The organism is Paenibacillus oryzisoli, from assembly GCF_001653565.1.
GTDB classification, from domain to species: Bacteria; Bacillota; Bacilli; order Paenibacillales; family NBRC-103111; genus Paenibacillus_E; species Paenibacillus_E oryzisoli.
On sequence record NZ_LYPB01000049.1, the window covers coordinates 425,745 to 445,652 of the forward strand.

The window sequence follows — 19,908 nt, forward strand, 5'->3', positions numbered from 1 at the left end:
CTCATATAAACAACTCCATCTGCTTAACGTCCCCTAATCTTTCCAGTGAAATCGGCGCATGATCACGGAAATAAGCCTGATTAATTTCCTTTTCTTTGGTCATCACCAGTTTGCTTCCATTGGTCGATTGTCTAAGTCTACAGCTAAAGACAACCGGGAAATAATCCTTGAGGAATTTGCCTTCCGCATGTGCAGTCAGTGCGATGATCTGGAAGCCAAGCTGTTCAGCGATAAAAAACACAGGACTTAATACATGGTCACTCGATGCTTTCCCGAACGGATTATCTAGAATTACAGTACGATGCCGCTTCATGTTCGCTTGAATATGCTGGCGCTTCTCAGCGACATAGTTCAGTAACCCTAAGAATAACGTCATATTCTTGCTCCATTTTTCCCCGCCAGACCAATTATTAGACTGTTCCCACGAGAAGGAAGCTTTCGTTACGTTATTCTCATTCGTTACTTTACGGCATGATACTTTCATGACTTTCTCTTGCAGAACAATTTGCAGAAGCTGCTTGGTGTCCAGCCATTTTTCAAGCTCCTTGCGAACCGTTGACTTTACTTCTTGATCGTTGTCATCGCGGTAATGGCCTTTTTCAAGTTCGGTCAAAATCCATTCCAGATGCTTACGCAGATGATCCTTCGCTTCAAGCTCATCCCATTCAGGGATGAGAAAGGAGAAAATTAGCTTCCACTGCTCTTCGACTTTAACTCTCGTTTTATTCGGAATATCTCGTAGCTCAGATGCAATCAGCTTCAAATGGCTGTGCACATGGATAATATACTGTTCAAGCTGCTGATTGTGTGTGCGCATCGTTTCTTCTGCAACATGATTGACACGTTCGATGCGGCTGTGCATTTTATGCTGAAATTGTGATAGCTCTTGATAGTTCGTCTTGTTTTCAACACCTTGCTCAGCCATATCTCTCATCTTAATATCTTTGATGTGTTTCCGGCAAAAATCAATAAAATGAAGTCTAGCCTTTTTCACCGTAGACTCTTCTGCCTCCAGCTCCTTCATCAAAGCGGTTAATGTCGCCACAGATTTCCGCACCCATTTCATTCTATCATTCGGAAACTCCGCTCTCTGTTCCTCCGAGATATAGGCTGCTGGAATGAGTTGATTTTCAAATCCGTGCAAGAGTTTATATTGATTTAAGTATTGGATCACATCTTCCATTTTACTTAATTGCACCTGGATTTGCGTATGTTGCTGCTGTAAGCCCAATTTATGCTGCGTTAGACGTGCATCCTCACTTTGGACATGCACATCCACTGCGCTTAGCGACTCTGTAAAGGTCATTGGTCCTTCATTCTCATGTGTGCTACGATACTGCTCAACGAGTAACTTAATTCTCGCTGTCAATTCATTAAATTGCTTGTCGACCCTCGCATATTCTTCCTTATCGCGTGCCAACCGTGATTCGTGTTCCTTGAGCTCGTATAATAGCTGTGACATCTGATCTTCACCCGTCACAGAGAACGGAAGCTCCTCGTTCAAATGCAAGTCCGCTTGTTCCAATCGCAGCTTGCTCATTTCCCGCTCCGCCGATGTCCTGCTAGCTTGAGCATGCTTCAACTCCGCTTCCAACTGTTGGCGTCCTTGCGAAATATGATTGAGCTTGAGATGCAAATCTTTTCTTTCCGTTTTCAACCAATCTAAACTATGATTCGCTTCTATTGGCTGTACTTCCCCTAGTTCCATATACAGATCTTGGCTTTGAAGACTCGCCTTCTCTGTTCGCAAGACGTTCATTCTGCTTTTCACGGATTCGTTCTGCAACTTCACCTGCTCCATCGAACGCCGCCTGCCCTCCAGCTTATGTTGCTGGTCGTCAGACTGCTGGACAAGATGCTCAATGGTACTGTTCAACGCAACGATTTCTTTACCCAACTCAACATATCTCCGGCCTTTTTCAATCCATTGCTGGAGTTGTACCATTTCCTCTTTGTGCTTGTCCATGACGGCATTATGCTGATAGATCGTCTGCTCAACCTGGCGAATGGCTTTCTGGATGGCATCCTCTTGACCTTCTAGCTCACGTACCGTTTCACGTGTGAGTCCAACTCTCCGCTCCATTTCTTGCACAACTTCAAGGGGGTATTCCAGTAGAAATCGGCTAAAAGCCGTCTGAAGATCAGAAGTTCTCTGAAGATCACTTTCCTTTTCTTTACGTGCGCTCCGAACTTCTTCACCCTTTTGAGAGATCATATGCTTCCAGCTGATGAATTCCATATCCTCTGCATTGTCACGCCAATGCTGTGGTTCAACCCATACGCTTTCCTTCACGGCTATTGGAATATCTGCATTAACCAGACGCCCCGCTTCCTGCGAGGAAATCACTTGAATCGGGAACTGCATATCTTCTGCATACTGCCGCAGCTTGCTTGTAACTAACTCAACCTCACCTTCAGTTGTAATTAATGTCACAGACCAAAGGGGATGAGTCTTCGCCCGCTCGGCTAACTGCAAACTCTGCAAATATTGAATACCTGTCTCCAATAACTTGAACTGGTTACTCCACTTGTCCACCAAACCCGCCACATAGGCATCAGCAAAAAATACAGGCTGAGCGCTATAATCATCGATATAGCGAAAAGCCAGACGCTCTTTCAGCAGATAAGCTTCCTTCTCAAGCAGCAGCTTTTCTTTATCTTCACGAAGTCGCTCCTCAATCGAACTCTGCTTCTCATAAATGGAAGAGAGTTTCCCCCAAGAAGGCCTGTACGAAGCAATTTCTTCCAGGATGGATTGATGCACTTTTTTAAATAATTCGAGCCTATGCTCTGCATTAGCACGCTCAACGAAGGCTGTCTTGAGGTTTCCACTCACGGTAACCAGTTGCCTTTCACTTTCCTCTTTACTGGCTGCCAACTCCTTGTTCTTCTGCACGAAGAGAACATTGTCTTCATCCAACTTCTGATAACGCTGATTCCAATCTGCCATGCTGGCTTCCATACTCTCAACAGCTGGATTGGCCAAACTATTTGCTCTCAGCTCGTCTCGATCTTTCTCTCGTGCTTGCACAAGGGATCTGTGTGAAATGAGCTGCTTGTTTAATGCCTCCAGTTCACTTGAAAGCTCATTAAGTATCGTTTCCTCTAAGTTCAACCTATTCTGATGTGCAGAAGCTTCCTGGAGAAGTTTCTCTTCTTCAACCTGCCACTGCTGTTCCATCTTGCTGTAAATACTGCGAATTTGCCCGCCATTCTGAACCCATGCTTTCCGCAGAGCATCCTCTTCTTGCGTATGACCGAATTGTTCTAGTTCGCGCTGCACATAGTTCATGCGTTCCTCCGCCGAGGTCCATTGTTGTCTGTAATCAGCCAATCGCAGTGAATAGTAGTTCTCTTTGGCTCTCCGTACGAGCTTTCCTTTGAACTCAACGTCTTCCAGGACCAAGCTCAGTTTTGTTTCCAAGACGGATTGCTCCTGCTTTTGCTTCGCAATAAGAAGCGATTCTTTCTTCCGTGCCAGTCCCTGCAACTGCTCATCGCAAGCTGCCATCATTTGATGCCAACCCGAAAGCTTGGCGGTTTCCTCGTTCTTCTGCCCACCAACCAGCAGCCAATAAGCTTTCGTTTCTGCTTGCGCAGCCCCATAAGCCTTCTGCTTCGTATCCATTGTTGAATAGCGAATCACATACTGGTCCAATTCAATTAGAATTTTTTTGTTCTCTTCGATTTTTTCTTTTAATTCTTTATATTTTTTGAAGCTGTCCCTGTGCATTTCGAAATTGTTCGCAAACTCGCCTTGTTCATAGCCCCCCATCGCATCTTCAACCGTGGGGATCAACAAACGATCAAACAATTGGCCCGTTGTTTTGCATTCATCAAAGAAGCTCTCTACCCCGCCCTCCGAGCTATTGATTTTCGCAATCCGTTCCCACTCTGAGGCAATGATATGATAGTCGTTTTCTAATATTTTTCTATATTCTTTCATCGTAGAAGGCAGCTTCGCATTCATTTTTTTCACAGTCATCCCGTGGTAGTAATCATGAATTTCACCTTTATCCGCTGCTCGCATATGGCCTGCATTCCCCTTAACGAAAGGAATCCGATCAATCGCATCGGGATCAAGCACTGGGTAATCATACACATACCGATACGAATCAATCCCTGTTGCTGTCAGAAACAAACTAATGCAGGTCACGACATATCGCCGAGGTCTTTCACTTAGAATCCACTCGATCGCGATGTGCGCAGGACCATTTTCAAGACTTAACGTATCTTTGATTTTACGTCCGGCTAACTCCTCGTGAGGCAGAATGGCTTGCATGGCAGACTGGATGAATACCGTCTTACCGCCTCCATTTTCGAGCAAGATTGCACCGTTATGTCCATCAAAATGAAACAACTCATCGTTGTATCGTTTATTTCCATCCTCATAGACGACATTCGTAAACCGTATTCTAGAGATCGCTGGCATGTTCGCTTCCCTCCCCCTCTAACCCATTGCTTTGATATAAAAACTCCAAAATACCGCGGTTATACTCGAGTTCCATGAAATAACGCTGCACAACCACTTTGGCCTTTTCGGTCAACGTAATTTCTTGATTGCCAATATCGATTACCAGTTCTTGCGCGATTAGAAACTTACGGACAGAATCCATGAAGCTAACCCTGCTAATCGTATTCCCGCTTTGCTTCGCAGCCGTTTCCTTAATATCGTCCATGGCACTCCATTTTTCGATCAAGGCTGTCCAGTTATAGGAGAATTCCTTCTCCATCTCTACTAATTCCGCTTCTGGATGTGTTCTTAGCAACTCAATTCGTTCATTCACGAGCGCCGTCCACTCTTCAATCCCAATAAAACTTCTCGTCGGCTCCATCGTTTGATAACTATCATAGAAGGCACCAATCAACACAATAATGCTGACATACATCAGATAAAGATCCGCATTCACGGCGTTCGCCCGCAGATAAGTTCGTTTGATTACTTCGTTATTCATATGAAAAGGCGATAGCCTGGTTTCCGGAATCATATAGAGCCCTTCTCCAGCAATAATCGTTACGCAATCCACTTCTCGCGCAAATTGATCTACAAGACCACGTACCCCATCATCCGCCATGTAAGCTTGAAGCCATTCCTTCCCTACCTCACTATCACGCGCGAGTAACGTGTAAATCCGAAAAGCTTTCATTACCGTTCCATTGTCAAGTCCGATTGTCATCCTGTTCTCCCCATGTAATCAACATATTCTGTATGCTAAATCTATCATTAACCTGAATAATATCCTGTTGTTCAATCACAACCAAACATCGGCTGCCCAGTAGTACATACATATCCTCCAGCAGCGTTGCCTGCTCTTCATTATGCTCTGTATTCGTATCAACAGCGCGCAAGGGGCTCCTCTGATGCAGATAGATCCAAAAATCATAGAAAGCTCTCTCATCTAGCAATCCTGCATGTTCATGTACTTTGAATTGTTGGATAAAAGCATTCACATCCACTTGGCCCAGCTCTTCCATCATGTGCAGAAGGAGCTCCATAAGATGCTTGTACAATTTTTTCTGCATCGATTGATACCGATATTCCTCACTGTCTCCACCAATCTCTAGGAACGTATCATCCCGCTCCTGCCCGCTGCTGTCTTCCAGCAAATTCTGCTCCGCCCACACGGTCAAAAGCGACCACATCTTCGTCTCTTGCACCGGTAAGAATGGGGCTATTACACCTTTCATCGTCTCTAGCGGCAGCGGCGTACTGAAGATAAGAGAAGCAATATCCTGATCCCAATTAAAGGAATCCAGTCCCGTATAATATAGGGATTCTTGTGCTGCGCCCAAGGCATGTGATTTGAGCACCATACTCTGATGAAAAAGAACGGAATGCTCCCCGTGCACCTTCTCCAGCTCATTGGATATTCTTAAAATTAACTCATAAGGTCGTTGATCTGCCTGCCTAACCGTCTGTGCCTGAACGCGATCCTTAGTCTCTTTGACGAATTCGCGTAATTCTTCAAATTCCTCATTCTCCATGTGCAAGCGCAAATAAATATCTTCTAGCAGACCTTTATATCGGCCGAATGTTTCCTCTGATACAATATTTCTTTTCAACTCATGCTCTAGTTTGACCATCCGCTCCTGTAATGCTTCCACGTCAATCCGCATTTCATTAATTTGCCGTAAGGCACCTTCAAACTCGCCCTTCTCCAACTGTTTGCGCAATACCAACTGATGAATCGATAATTGAAATTCCGTATAAAATTCTTTGGTCGCAAAAATAAGCTCCAACCCATCTTCGTCGAGCGTGTAGTACTGCGTATTCGTTTTTAAATCGAAGGCATTCGCCTTCAGAATCGATATGTAGATGTGCTCTGTCTGCCCCGATTCCCAGTTCATAAATGTAAAATCCCGTTTCTTTCCTGTCGTCGGGCGAAACACCTGCGTGATCTGCCTAGCCAGATCTTCAAATCCAGCTTCGTCCAAATCAATGAAGATCCCCGTCACCTTTTGAAGAAACTCAGCTAAGTCTTTGACGCCTGCCTTATTATTGCGCATCAACTTCTGCTCAAAAAAATAAAGCAGCGTGAGCAGCCCAAGTTCCATAAAGTCGAGCGGTTTGTTTTGTCGATCGGTTTGCCTCTTTCGCTGCAGCTCATAAAGCGGATCAAAAAGCGCTAGCTTGGTCATCCGTTCCCGAAATCCGGAAATCACCTGACCAATTTCTACGTAGTCCATGCTGTGTGCCTCCAAATCTTGCAAAGCTCGTGTGGGGGTAATAGAAAACCTTGCTTATATGTACGAATGATAAAGTTAGAATTCAAGATCATATGTTCCTGATTGCGCATAATTCCACCTTACATCATAACCGATTACGTCCGTTCAAACCAATGATCTTTACAGACTTCCAGAATTATCTAAAAAGCCTGCATGATCTCCGATGTGTAGCCGCGGGAGATTAGGCAGACTTCTTGTGATTTAATGGGGCACTTACTTTTCGCCAGGAAATAAAAGAGCAACAATAGTGAATACACCATCTACTTGCTCAAAATAAATCCTAAATTTTTTGACCACTATACGGGTTATTCCTTTGTATTCACCAAACTCCTCCATATAAGTCTTGCCGATTATCGGATTCATCAAGTAATCTTCAACTTCCAAAACAACCTGAGAAATGAAATCAAATGTTTCTTCCGGAGTGAAACGTTCACTTCGAAACTGAATTAGCTTTGCCCTAACAGTAGGTAGCCAAATGATCGAGCGATTCATCATTATGCAAAATCCTCTGGTGACAATGATTTCAAAAGCTCCGTAGTCGACATTCCCTTACCTTGTTTATATTCTTCACGGCTTCCAGTAATCATGTTCTTAAGTTCTGGATTCGCTGTAACTTCGGAACTAATGGAAAGATGATCTTCCTCTTGAAGAACAACTGTAAACTTTCCTTTTCCAGGAATAAGAAATTGTCGAACTGAATGCTCACTACTCATATTGATGAAAGTGTTCATAAGTTCTTCGGAGCTATTTACTTTTTCCATTACGATCACCACCTATCCTCTTGTTCATTTATTATAACATTTATTCCTTAGCAAAAACATTCACTCACAATTCACCACATATCCCCCGCGCACTTGAATATATTTAATAACAAGCTTTATTTTCCTATGTCTGATTAGCGCTGCCGCTTATCATAAACGCCAAGGAGGTGTCCCCATGACAGAACCCTTATTTATCGTTTCCAAAGAGGATTGGTCACTCCACCGCAAAGGATACCAAGATCAAACCAGACATCAAGAGAAGGTCAAAGATGCCATTAAACAGAACCTTCCTGATCTCGTTACAGACGAAAGCATTGTCATGTCCAATGGGAAACAAGTCGTGAAGGTACCGATAAAAAGCTTAGACGAATACCGCTTCCGCTACAACTTCAACAAAGGCAAGCATGTCGGTCAAGGCGACGGCGATTCGCAGGTTGGCGATGTACTGGGAACAGACCCGCAGCCTGCGCAAGGTCCCGGTAAAGGCGAAGGTGCGGGCGATCAAGCCGGGGATGATTATTACGAAGCCGAAGTGAGTATGGAAGAGCTGCAAGCGATGCTATTCTCTGAGCTGGAACTGCCGAATTTGCAGCAAAAAGAGAAGCGAAATATGACGTCCACTGAAGTTATTTTCAACGATATACGCAAAAAAGGAATCATGTCCAACATCGATAAGAAGCGGACGATTCTCGAAAATATGCGCCGCAATTCGCGAGGCAGCTCGCCGGGTATTCATCATATTTCGCCGGATGATCTCCGTTTTAAAACATGGGAAGAAATCGAAAAGCCGCATTCCAATGCGCTTATTATTGCCATGATGGATACCTCTGGTTCCATGGGCTCCTTCGAGAAATACATAGCCCGCAGCTTCTTCTTCTGGATGACCCGCTTCCTGCGCACCAAATATGAGAATGTTGAGATTGTTTTCATCGCGCATCACACCGAGGCCAAGGAAGTGACAGAGGAAGAGTTCTTCACAAAAGGTGAGAGCGGCGGCACCATCTGCTCCTCAGCTTATCAAACCGCTATTGATATTATTGATAAAAGATACCCCCCTTCTCAGTTCAATATTTATCCGTTCCACTTCTCGGATGGCGATAATTTAACCTCCGATAACGAGCGCTGCGTGAAGCTGATTACACAATTAATGGAACGCTCGAACATGTTCGGATACGGGGAAGTGAATCAATATAACCGCAGTTCTACACTCATGTCCGCGTTCCGCCATATCAACAATCCGAAGTTCCTGCACTATGTTATCCGTGAAAAAGGTGAAGTGTATAAAGCGTTGAAAACCTTTTTTACCAAAAAGGAAGGAGTGCCTGCACAGTGAGTAAATCCGAAATCCAGAAGCTGGAATATGCCATTGATGAAATCACGGAGATCGCGAAAGGCTTTGGGCTCGACTTCTTTCCCATGCGTTACGAAATCTGTCCGGCAGAAATCATCTACACCTTCGGTGCCTACGGCATGCCAACACGCTATAGTCATTGGAGCTTTGGTAAAAATTTTCATCGCATGAAAACGCAGTACGATTTCGGACTTAGTAAAATTTACGAATTGGTCATCAATTCGGACCCGTGTTACGCCTTCCTTTTAGATGGAAATTCGCTGATTCAGAATAAATTGATCGTCGCGCACGTGCTCGCCCACTGCGACTTTTTCAAAAATAACGCACGCTTCTCCAAAACGAATCGCAACATGGTCGAGAGCATGTCCGCTACCGCTGAACGCATCCGCCAATATGAAATTGAACATGGCATTGATGAAGTCGAACAATTCATAGATGCCGTTCTCGCCATCCAAGAGCACATTGACCCTGTACTAACACTAACCTATGGGCAGACTCGCAAACGCCAAGAGAATAACAAAGCAGCTACACCAAGCGTTCGAGGCGAAGCCACATACGGATATGAGGATTTATGGGACTTAGATAGTCGAAACAAACCTATTGTCTCCTTGGATAAAGAAGATACGAAGCGATTCCCACCGAAGCCGGAGAAGGATCTCTTGCTATTCATAGAGGAACATGCCCCTTACATGGAGGATTGGCAACGGGATATCCTGACCATGCTGCGTGATGAAATGCTCTACTTCTGGCCGCAGCTCGAGACCAAAATCATGAACGAAGGCTGGGCTTCCGTTCATAAAGGAGCTTATCTGCAGAGTGCTGCCTGACCCTGCTCTCCCTTCCCGCACTGTATATTTAGGGTCATTATAGACGCAGAATTTCAGAGTGTAAAACGGTAATTTATGACTACTTGATCTAATGAGCAATTTATCCAGATATGAGCAAGGTCACACGTATCCGATAACAATCAAAGGGGGTTCAAATATGACAACCTCGGATATCAAAGCACTAGAATATGCCATTGATGAGATCATGGAGATCGCAAAAGGGCTTGGACTTGATTATTACCCGATGCGCTATGAAATATGTCCAGCTGAGATTATCTATACCTTTGGTGCATACGGAATGCCAACCCGCTTCAGTCACTGGAGTTTCGGCAAGACATTCAACAAGATGAAAATGCAGTATGATCTCGGGCTAAGTAAGATTTATGAACTCGTGATCAACTCCGATCCTTGTTATGCTTTTTTACTGGATAGCAACTCTCTCGTGCAAAATAAACTAATCGTTGCCCACGTTCTCGCCCATTGCGACTTCTTCAAGAATAACGCCCGCTTCTCCAAAACGAATCGAAATATGGTCGAGAGTATGACCGCCACGGCGGAGCGGATTCGAGATTATGAGACAACTTACGGAATATTGGCAGTTGAACAGTTCATTGATGCCGTTCTAGCGATTCAAGAACATGTCGATCCTTCGATGGTAAAGCCATACCAGATGACCAGAGAAGCATATGTCTCTTCCTTTAAGAGGCAAAAACAAGTCATTCCAGCACCTTTTCAATCCCCTTATGAAGATATTTGGTCATTAGAGACCATGAACGATGTGCCAGCGAATCGGGATGAGCCGGTTCGTTTCCCACCACAGCCAGAGAAGGATATATTATGGTTCATAGAAGAATATTCTTCGATACTGGAGCCATGGCAGCGCGACATCTTGACGATGCTGCGAGATGAGATGTTATATTTCTGGGCGCAGATGGAAACCAAAATTATGAATGAAGGCTGGGCGACCTTTTTCCATCAACGGATTATGAGAGAACTTGATTTAACAGGCTCTGAGACCATTGAATATGCAAAGTTGAACTCCTCCGTCGTGCAGCCTTCTCAGCATTCGTTAAATCCTTATTATTTGGGACTCAAAATTTTTGAGGATATCGAGAAGCGCTGGGATAACCCAACACAAGAGGAACGAGATAGGTTAGGTCGAGTGCCAGGGCGCGGCAGAGAGAAAATGTTCGAAGTACGTGAGTACGATCACGACATCTCGTTTATACGCAACTATTTAACCAAAGACCTGGTGAAAGATCTGGACTTATATGTATTTGAGAAGAAAGGACCTGAATGGAAGATCACGGATAAATCATGGGAAAATATCCGCGATCAACTTGCCTATTCGCGAGTTAACGGTGGATTCCCATATTTGGTTGTGAAAGACGGAGATTATATGCGCAATGGTGAAATTTATTTGCTGCATCAGTTCGAAGGTGTTGAGCTGGATTTGAAATATGTGGAGCGGACGCTTCCTTATGTTTATCAGTTGTGGGGAAAGACAATCCATTTGGAGACGATTGTAGAGGATAAGGGATTGGTGTTCTCGTATGATGGAAAGAAAGTAAGTCGGAAATATTTTTAGATCAAATTAACGTCTTCAACGAAATAAAAATCATCTGGATGCCTGTTGGCTCCGGATGATTTTTGTTTTAAAACTATTTCTCGGTAGCCTATCTGGCAACCGAGATGAAACGCCGGAAAAGTGCTTGTCCACTGGGGTTTATCCGCTTTCTATATTCACTAGTAAGACATGAATATAGGATGGTAAACGTTTTACGTAATTGGGTATACCACCACGTCCAATTTCAAGAAGATAAATTTAATAATATCTTTTCAATTTTGTTGCTTAAGAATATCTCTATTTTTCTTATCAGGCTTTTTAGCGTCGTTCCATACATCATGTTTATTATCATAACTACAAGCAATAGAACGAAGCACACAGCCAGAATATATGTATTCCATATCTTGGGTATATCCCACGGAAATGTGTATATTACAACTAAAACTAATACAACTATAACAGAAACTTCCAACAATTTTGCCGCGAAACTGGCATACTTATTAGATCTATTCTTAATATTGCTTTTCCTTGTAAGTTCAGTTTCCTCTGCTGCCGCAATCTGTTGAAATGATTCAGTTCTCTTGACTTCTAACTCAAAAATCTTTTCTTTCAATTTCTTTTGAGCGTTTTCTTTAACAATTTCTAATATTTCTGAAACTGTACCCTGAGCAAACGCATCATTGTCACCTTCAGTGACTTGCACTAGTGCCTGCTTTGCATCTAAAGTATAACGAAGTAAAAAGTAATCATCATTCGTAATTGTTTTATCACTCTTCAACTTTTCTATCTCTTGTAGATATTTTTTCCAGAGGTTCTCTGCTGGTTGTAACGCAGCATAACAATTTGCAATAATCATCTTCCTTGCCAAATTAGGTGCTTTAGTAGGCTTTTTAAGCCACAATAGGTTTGTAAGATCAGTATCTGTAATTAATGGTGGTGTTGCTTCCTCTCTATTCTCTTTATAAAAATGTTCATTTGCAGCTCTTACAAGCCGATGATTTGTTGTGACAAAAAGTGCTCTACAGTCTTCTAGTGAGTAAAAAGGCTTGTTACCTCTTAAGCGATAAATAGACGAAATTGATTTTACGTCTCTAGTTAGTGAACTTTTTATTCTATATGTAATCTTAGTCTGTATTGCTTCTTCTAGTCCTTTTTCGTCATTGACTGATAAGTGATCATCGTAATTTGGAGTATCAACAACTTTTATTCTTAAGTGTTCAAGGTTTGTTTCTATTTTTGCTGCCAATAATCTGACATCCGACTCAGATTTTCCACGTAAAATAAAATGCTCAAATGATTCTAGACTAAAGCCTGATAAATCATTTTGACTTCTCCCCGATCCCCCTAAATCAGATGCACATCCTTCAATAATTGCTCTTACTTCTGAAACGGTATGTCGGAAACATTTTAAATCAGCACCAGTTTCGTATAATAAATTCAACAGTTCCTCACTTGGCTCTCTTCGTGAATCTCCTGTGTACCCTAATGCAAATAATAAAAAAGCTGTATCAAAATATACTGTTGTCTTTTTGAATTTTTGTGTTACTTTTCCTTGGTCTTTTACAAATAATGCGTTTGCTAACATATTACCTTTAAAGACCTCTTCTAAATAATCCATTCTCGGATCGTTCTCTTCTTGTAATCTTCGAATGAAAGAAGCAACAACGAACTTGAAATTTGTGGGCGATGTTCCTGTTACTTTAATTAATGCTCTGTTGTGGGTAACATGTAGCATTTGTAGAATCTCTTCATCAAAGTATTTAATTAGTGCATTTTCAGCTTCTTCAAAACTCCATTGTGCCTTATGTTCATCTTTACAATACTGTTGAAATGACTTGATGACTGATTCATGCGCCGTCAGAACTCTTTGCTGTACGGCACCTAAGTTAGAATTATTAACTATATCCCTGTTAATATAATAAGCGTTATTTTCTTTTCTAAGATACTTGCCTTTGTTAGCTCTACCTATAAGTTTTGTTATTACATTATGCGGAAATCTTAAGCCGAAGCGTTCTTCAACTTGTTTCTTAAGATCTGGTACTGACACTATTTCTGAATGACTATCTTTCAAGCAGTCCACAATAAATGGAATAAAATTTTCAATATAGTCTTTTTTATTGTTGTCCCAATTAACTTTCAACACTGCTAGGCTTACAAGAACCGAAATATCACCCAACTTAGTCCATCCCTTCAAATTATATGTAAAAATTTCAACGAAGTCCATTCAAAGTCTATATCATATAGAAAAATTGAACAATACTTTTTTCCAAAATAATCAAGAATTCGACAATAGAACACCTAGATGCTTATCTCGGTTTATTAAAGCAAAGGCTGCCTTTTTAGGCAGCCTTTGCTTTAAGTTATTCTTTTTAGCAACTCGATCGCTGATTCATCTTCATTAGATGTTGTACCTAACTCTCCTGAAAATGCTTTCTTCAAAATACCATTAACCAATAAATCTACATTGGGTTGAATTTCTTCAATCCTATTCATAACGCTTGAATCACTATCGGAAATATTATTCAAAATTTTCAAGATAGCATTTTGTTCCTCTAGAGGTGGGATTGGGACGAGTAAATTCTGCAGCACCGTTTTGTTGATTTTAGGCATATTTCCAGCTGTGCCAGTTGCATTCTGTCTAAAATACTGTTTTCCATACATTGAATTTATCCAAAGAACCAAATATTGAGGCAGTACAATAGCTTCATTCACTTTCCCTTTCATAATTAAATCAGGATATATACAATCATCATCTGGACCAGTAAAAATTGCCGAAGTACCAACATATTCAATAGAATTAGCACGTTGGATTAAAAAGTCTCCGTTTTTTAACCAAAGGTGTGAATCTTGATCTATACTTTCATCAATATACTTGAATTCATTGTCTTTATAATATCCCTTCGTTATTGCCCCAAGTTTTAATGTTTTAGTATTAAAACTTGAGTCAGTTGACTTAGGGGAGTAACCATTTCTAGGGAAATCATTGAATAAATTTACCGACTTTATCCATTTCCAACCAGTTGGTAACTCAAAACTAACATTATTTTTCTCTGAATTTAGATAAATACTTTTGACAGTTTTATCTTCCCGCCACTTCTTCGTCAGCTCACCACGAAAAGCCTTGTCCAAAATTGCCGCTCGACGAAGTTCAAAGGTTTCTTTGGCTTCTTTAATTAGTTGTTTGGCTTGATTGATTTTGTCCAAGAGTTTTTCTACTTTGTCAGCAATTCGTTTTTGTTCGTTTAGTGGAGGAAGAGGCATTGAATATTCCGTTATATTAGCAAGCTTGATATAGTTTGTTGCTGATCCATATTGTTTGTCTGCATTATGTGCCTTCCAACCAAATAATAAGTGGTAATATATATATTTTAAATACGCTACTTGTGATTGCAGGACGTATGTTCTTTGGTATGCTTCGAATTTTCCAGAAAAGTATAATACTAAGCCAACATTTGCTCCATTTCCCGGAAGTATTATTGAATCTCCTTCGAAACTAAAAGTTGGACTACTAATTGGTTCGGATGCACATGTGAAAAAAGGGTACCTCCCATCCTCTGTAGCATGGTTAGCGTCTTTTTTTCCCGTCTTTACTGAAACTATATGACCAAGTTTAACCCAAACCCAATTCTCCAGCACCTTATAAGGCTGCTCCTCTTCCGAAACCAACGCTTCTTTCAATAACTCTTTTTGAGTCTTCACATTATTCTTACTCATTCCCGTACACCCAGGATGCTTCAAAGAACTTCGCTAGTGCTGGTTTGCTTTCTTCAGAGCCATCACTCGTCGTCTCGACTGCCTTCAATTCCGCAACAACTTCACCAAGTAAAGCCAACGCTTCCTCCAGCTTCGCCATCGCTTCTTCTGCCGAGTCGATCGGGTCAGGGAGATTATCATAAGCGGACAAAGACTCATCGGCAATCAAGCCGATATCAAGGCTGTCATCCTTTTTGCGGATTTCCTCACGGGTGAATACCTTGAACCGTTCATCTTCCACTTTCGTGCGATCTACTGCTGTATATGCTGCAATAAACGCGTCAAAATGTGCCTCTGTCAGCGGTGCACGCTTGCCGAAGCTAGGCATATTCGTCCGCAGATCATAGAGCCATACGTCCTTAGTGCTGTCCTTATCCGTCTTCTCACGCGTAAAAAACAAAACGTTCGTTTTTACACCCTGCGCGTAGAAGATCCCTGTCGGCAAGCGAAGAATAGTATGCAGATTGCACTTATCCATCAAGTCGGCGCGAATCTTTGCACCTACGCCACTCTCGAACAATACATTATCCGGCAAAACAACCGCCGCGCGTGCCTTGCCGTTCGACTTCAACGCACGATAAATATGTTGAAGAAAGTTTAGCTGTTTGTTCGTTGTTGTAAACGTCAAGTCATCACGCGTTGGACGTTCGCCGCCTTGTTTAGTACCGAATGGCGGATTCGTCATGATTACGTCGAAGTTTTTCAGATTTTCCCCATCATTGGAGAGTGTATCTCCAAGCGTGATCTCACCATGAATATCGTGCAGCATTGCGTTCATCATCGCCAAGCGATGCGTATCCTTGACCAATTCAACGCCTGTGAAAGCTTGATTTTTCTGGAATTCTGCTTCCTTCTCTCCCAGATCGAAATAATCGTCCGTCTTGCTGCGTACATGTCGATCCGCCGCAATCATGAAGCCGAAAGTTCCCGCAGCAGGGTCATTACAGCGCTCACCCGGCTGTGGGTCTACAAGCTTCACGATAACATCAATAAGTGGACGAGGAGTAAAATATTGCCCCGCTCCCGATTTCGTCTCACTGGCATTCTTCTCCAGAAGCCCCTCGTACAGATCACCGAGCCCTTCTTCCTTGGCGCTATACCAATCAAGCTGATCAATGGATGTAATAATTTTCTCCAAATTTTTTGGTTCATTGATGTTGGATGATGCATTCATGTAAATTTGCTTAATGGTCTCGTTACCTTGAATACCGAGATCAAGGAGCAGCTTTCGGTAATGCTGCTGTAGAACCAATCCGTGTTTCTCAGTCAAGGTATCCCACCGATATTCCTCCGGCAGAATGCCTTCATTATCGGTTTCTTTCATCATTTTCAAAAAGAGCAAATACGTCAATTCCGTTACATATTGATGATACGTGATGCCGTCATCACGCAGTACGTTACATAAATTCCACAGCTTCTGAACAATATCCTGATTACCCATTTACGCAAGATCCCTCTTTCTAGGTGTATAAAGTGCGGTATTGATGGTTGTTACAATCGTATCCATCTCGCCATCAAAAATTTTATTCAACTGCCTATAGCCGCCCTTGCTCTTGAAGGGCTCGACATCGAATGCCTTCTCTGGGCTCGGATCCAGTACCGACTCTTGCAGCAGCTGCTTCTCAATCCGCTTAAGCCAGTCTTTCTGAACCTTCGACCAGACTTTCATATCATATATCTTTTTCATCGCGCCTTCAATGCGCTCTTCATGGCTAATTAAGGGATCTCCAAGTGCTTGCTGACGGATGAAGCTGATAATGTCCGCCGCGATATCTTCGTTCTTCGCATCACGCCATGCCGCTTGCAGCATTTTCTCCGAGTAGCCTTGCTGATCCAGTGCTACGCGCAGCTTACGAAGTTCGTCACGAGTCAAGTCATTTGGACGCTTGCAAATGATTGTAAGAGCCGGTATAAGGTTCATATTCTCATTGATAAAGGACTGAAACCCTTCCAAATAATCCTCCGGCTTCTCGGCATTACCGTATCCGCGCGTGGTTGAGAGCAGTTTATCCTCATGTTCGGAAATATAGATCCGATGCGCTCTGCCGCGATTTTCATCAATGAATGCAACAAGTGATTTCCTCACTTGAAGGTCGGCTCCCGCCTGAAGTGCGCTCATATTTTTCAGATCGGTGATAAACTTCTCTATGCTCATTCCGCCGGATAACGCCTTAAAGTCTTCGTGATCCTTAGACGTCCAGGTACGCTTCTTGCGCTGCATTTTGGCGACGATCTCATCTTTATGCTGTTTACCTTTTTCTTCGCTATAGATCTGGAAAAGCTCATCTGTAAGCACATCCAGCGTTATGGAAGGTTTGGTCACGACCGGCTTCATGTCTGTATATGGTTTCAACGTCTCGTAAATCCCTACAGCGTCGTAGATCATAAAATGGTCCTTGCCAATCTCATCGCAACGTCTGGTCGCTCTTCCCAGCATTTGCTCGTACAAAATGCGCGAACGTAAACGGCGCAGGAACACGAGGTTCGTAATGCTCGGAATATCTATACCTGTGGTCAACAAATCTACGGTTACGACAATACTGGGCAGCCTCTCATTTTTGAACAGCTTAATCGCATGCAGCGGGTCCTTGATCGAACCCGTAATCTTGAGAACAGCATTATCATCTACAGTTCCGTACACCTTCTCCAACTCTTCCTTGAAAATCCGAACGACCATATCCGCATGATCATCCGTCGCGGCGAAGATGAGCGTCTTTCCTTCTGATTCAGGGTCTATATATTTGGTGAGTTCTTCCAAAATAACTCGGTTGAAATTTTCCGTAATGACCGTTTTATTAAATTGGGTTACTTCCAGATTGATCTCGTCCTGAAGCATCTCCTTATCAATACTGCCAGAGGAGACATCGTACACTGCAACCTCTTCCCCGATTTGCCATTTGATCCCGTATTTCTTAAGCTGCGTCTCAAACTGCATCGGCGGTTCATGGTCGATCAAGTAGCCATCGATGACCGCTTCACGGTACGAATAATTGAAAACTGGGCGTCCAAAAATATCTACCGTATGGAGCGCTGGTGTAGCTGTTAATCCGATGCGGACCGCGTCGAAATAGTCCAGCACCTTGCGGTACTTGCTCACGTAATCTTCGTGATCACGAAACTCCAGCTCAAGCTCTGACATTTCTTTATCCAACGTGTATCCACGATGGGCTTCATCGACGATAATACAGTCATATTGATCCACTGTAGGGATACCAATATCCTCAGAATCGCAATAAAACAACCGTTTGACCATACCCTGAACGGTAGCGATCTGTACTTTAGTCTCCTGATTGGGCTTCTTGTCATCCAGAGTCTGAAGCTCGAAGATTTCAGTAAAAGAATGATAGCTTTCCAGCTTGGAATCCTTAAACGCCGCTTCCGCCTGTCGTCCAAGTGCCGAGCGGTCAACGAGAAAAAGAATGCGTTTGAATCGATTATGCTTGATTAAACGGTAAATAAGCCCGATCGCCATACGTGTTTTCCCTGTGCCGGTCGCCATTGCGAGCAGAATATTGCGTTGTCCCGATTCAATTGCACGTTCGACGGAAAGGATCGCGTCCTCTTGATAAGGACGAAGTTTTAGATAATCTAAAGTCTCGTCTTGCAATGCTTGGGTAGATTGCTCAAGATCCTGCTGCAGCAGACTTTTCAATCCCTGTGGTGAGTACCAAGCTTGCAGCGGACGCGGATGATTGGTAGGCTTACGCGAATCGAGGAACCAGATGCCCGACATATGTTTTAGCTGTTCCAGATAAGGGCGTCCGTTTGTGGAAAAAAGAAACGGTACCTGGTAGTTGCCCCATGGTCCATGAATGATCTCATCGCCGTGACGAACGACCTGCATCGCATATTTTTTGGCTTGCGCAATATCCGCTTCTACGTTCTTGCTGATCCGTTTCGCTTCAACAATGCCAACCAGCTCTAAGCCACAAAAAAGTGCATAGTCTGCAAATCCCGTTTTGAGCGCCCATTCCGCGATCGCGAGATTTCGACCTTTTTCCGGACGAACACCATGACCAAAGCGTAAAGTTTGTGAATCAGCCTCCCAGCCGACTTGGCGCAGCTTCTCGTCGATGATTAGTCTAGTCTCGGCTTCGGTTAGGGTGAAGGCACTGCCTGCCTGTTTGGACTTCGTGTGGCGCTTCTTCTTAACTTCATGCGTGATGGTCGTCTGCTGCTGACGGAGGGCTACCAGTTCTTGCTGAAGCTGAACCATCTTGTCTTCATAGGATTTAGCAAGCTGACCCAGTTGCTCTTGATTTGCTACGTTATCCTGTGGCGTAGGCTCCATGAATTCAGGCGCTTGGAAGTCCCAATTGCCGTATACCTGCATGAACCAAACACCGATTCGAAAAGCCAGGTGAGTAAGAGTCTGCGCTTCTCGAGTAGACCCGTAGCCTGCCTCATGATTCGCTTTGTTTCCTATTTTGCGAAGGGTATGGAGCATATCCACGATCTCATCAGATATCAGGTCATCCCTCTTCAGCTGTGACAACCGATCTACTTGCGTTAGTTCCTTCGTCTCATCCATTTCTTCAATAGCGCAAATAAATTTGGTTAATGTTTCTCCGAACATTCGGAGCTTTATTAATGATGTATTCGGGTCGGCAAAAAGATTTCGCTCCGCCATCTCACCTAGATTCGATAATATTTCCCATCGGTTATGTAGAAATTCAAAGTTGCCAGCCATTCGTATCACCTCAATTTAAGCAGTTGATATCGTGCATTTCAATAGACTCATATGATAACTTAAGTCATGGAACATAGTTTGTGTATGACCGATTAGTTCTTTAGTAGCAGATACAGATAACAATTCGATATGAAGTCCTCATAAACCTTTATTCCCATAAATTTCAAATCTTCATCTCAACAAACCAAAAAAGCTAAGCTGCCGATGAGCATCCTAGCTTTATCCGAATCCGT

11 protein-coding genes and 1 pseudogene are annotated in these 19,908 nt (G+C 43.0%); 3 read left to right on the forward strand and 9 right to left on the reverse strand.

From position 1 onward, the window contains the following. Nucleotide 1: 1 nt before the first annotated feature. From A8708_RS34735 to A8708_RS07855, 5 genes are all read right to left on the reverse strand, one after another. A complete protein-coding gene (locus A8708_RS34735; RefSeq protein ID WP_082927333.1) occupies nt 2-4,432 on the reverse strand; it encodes a hypothetical protein in 4,431 nt (1,476 codons plus the stop codon). Next, nucleotides 4,416-5,177, reverse strand: a complete 762-nt coding sequence (locus A8708_RS07840; protein WP_068662924.1) for a DUF6063 family protein — start codon at nt 5,175-5,177, stop codon at nt 4,416-4,418. Before A8708_RS07840 ends, A8708_RS34735 begins: the two co-directional genes overlap by 17 nt. After that, nucleotides 5,161-6,687, reverse strand: a complete 1,527-nt coding sequence (locus tag A8708_RS07845; protein WP_068662925.1) for a replicative DNA helicase — start codon at nt 6,685-6,687, stop codon at nt 5,161-5,163. The genes A8708_RS07840 and A8708_RS07845 overlap by 17 nt, the downstream gene beginning before the upstream one ends. Nucleotides 6,688-6,939: 252 nt before the next feature. Then, on the reverse strand, nt 6,940-7,218 hold the full coding sequence (locus A8708_RS07850) for a hypothetical protein (protein WP_068663035.1): 279 nt from the start codon (nt 7,216-7,218) through the stop codon (nt 6,940-6,942). A gap of 2 nt (nt 7,219-7,220) precedes the next feature. Further along, on the reverse strand, nt 7,221-7,487 hold the full coding sequence (locus tag A8708_RS07855; RefSeq protein WP_068662926.1) for a hypothetical protein: 267 nt from the start codon (nt 7,485-7,487) through the stop codon (nt 7,221-7,223). A gap of 175 nt (nt 7,488-7,662) precedes the next feature. Here A8708_RS07855 and yhbH point away from each other — a divergent pair, with 175 nt between their 5' ends. The 3 genes and pseudogenes from yhbH to A8708_RS07870 all read left to right on the forward strand — a co-directional run bounded on the left by yhbH (nt 7,663) and on the right by A8708_RS07870 (nt 11,253). Then, nucleotides 7,663-8,820, forward strand: coding sequence for a sporulation protein YhbH (gene yhbH / locus A8708_RS07860; protein ID WP_068662927.1), 1,158 nt, complete (start codon nt 7,663-7,665; stop codon nt 8,818-8,820). Beyond that, a pseudogene (locus A8708_RS07865) lies at nt 8,817-9,629 on the forward strand (SpoVR family protein); the annotation flags it as partial. The gene yhbH and the pseudogene A8708_RS07865, both read left to right, overlap by 4 nt. Nucleotides 9,630-9,822: 193 nt before the next feature. Continuing rightward, nucleotides 9,823-11,253 (forward strand): SpoVR family protein, encoded by a 1,431-nt coding sequence (locus A8708_RS07870; protein ID WP_068662928.1) that lies wholly within the window; start codon nt 9,823-9,825, stop codon nt 11,251-11,253. A gap of 223 nt (nt 11,254-11,476) precedes the next feature. Here A8708_RS07870 and A8708_RS07875 read toward each other — a convergent pair whose 3' ends face one another. The 4 genes from A8708_RS07875 to hsdR all read right to left on the reverse strand — a co-directional run bounded on the left by A8708_RS07875 (nt 11,477) and on the right by hsdR (nt 19,675). Beyond that, complete coding sequence (locus tag A8708_RS07875) at nt 11,477-13,408, reverse strand: hypothetical protein (RefSeq protein ID WP_157264595.1); 1,932 nt, start codon at nt 13,406-13,408, stop codon at nt 11,477-11,479. 179 nt (nt 13,409-13,587) lie between these two features. Beyond that, nucleotides 13,588-14,946 carry a restriction endonuclease subunit S gene (locus A8708_RS07880; RefSeq protein ID WP_068662930.1) on the reverse strand — a complete coding sequence of 453 codons (1,359 nt, stop codon included), beginning with the start codon at nt 14,944-14,946 and terminating at the stop codon, nt 13,588-13,590. Then, nucleotides 14,939-16,426 carry a class I SAM-dependent DNA methyltransferase gene (locus tag A8708_RS07885; RefSeq protein ID WP_068662931.1) on the reverse strand — a complete coding sequence of 496 codons (1,488 nt, stop codon included), beginning with the start codon at nt 16,424-16,426 and terminating at the stop codon, nt 14,939-14,941. The genes A8708_RS07880 and A8708_RS07885 overlap by 8 nt, the downstream gene beginning before the upstream one ends. Beyond that, entirely contained in the window at nt 16,427-19,675 is a 3,249-nt protein-coding gene (gene hsdR / locus A8708_RS07890; protein ID WP_068662932.1) for a type I restriction-modification system endonuclease, read from the reverse strand. It lies immediately after the preceding gene. Nucleotides 19,676-19,908: the final 233 nt, after the last annotated feature.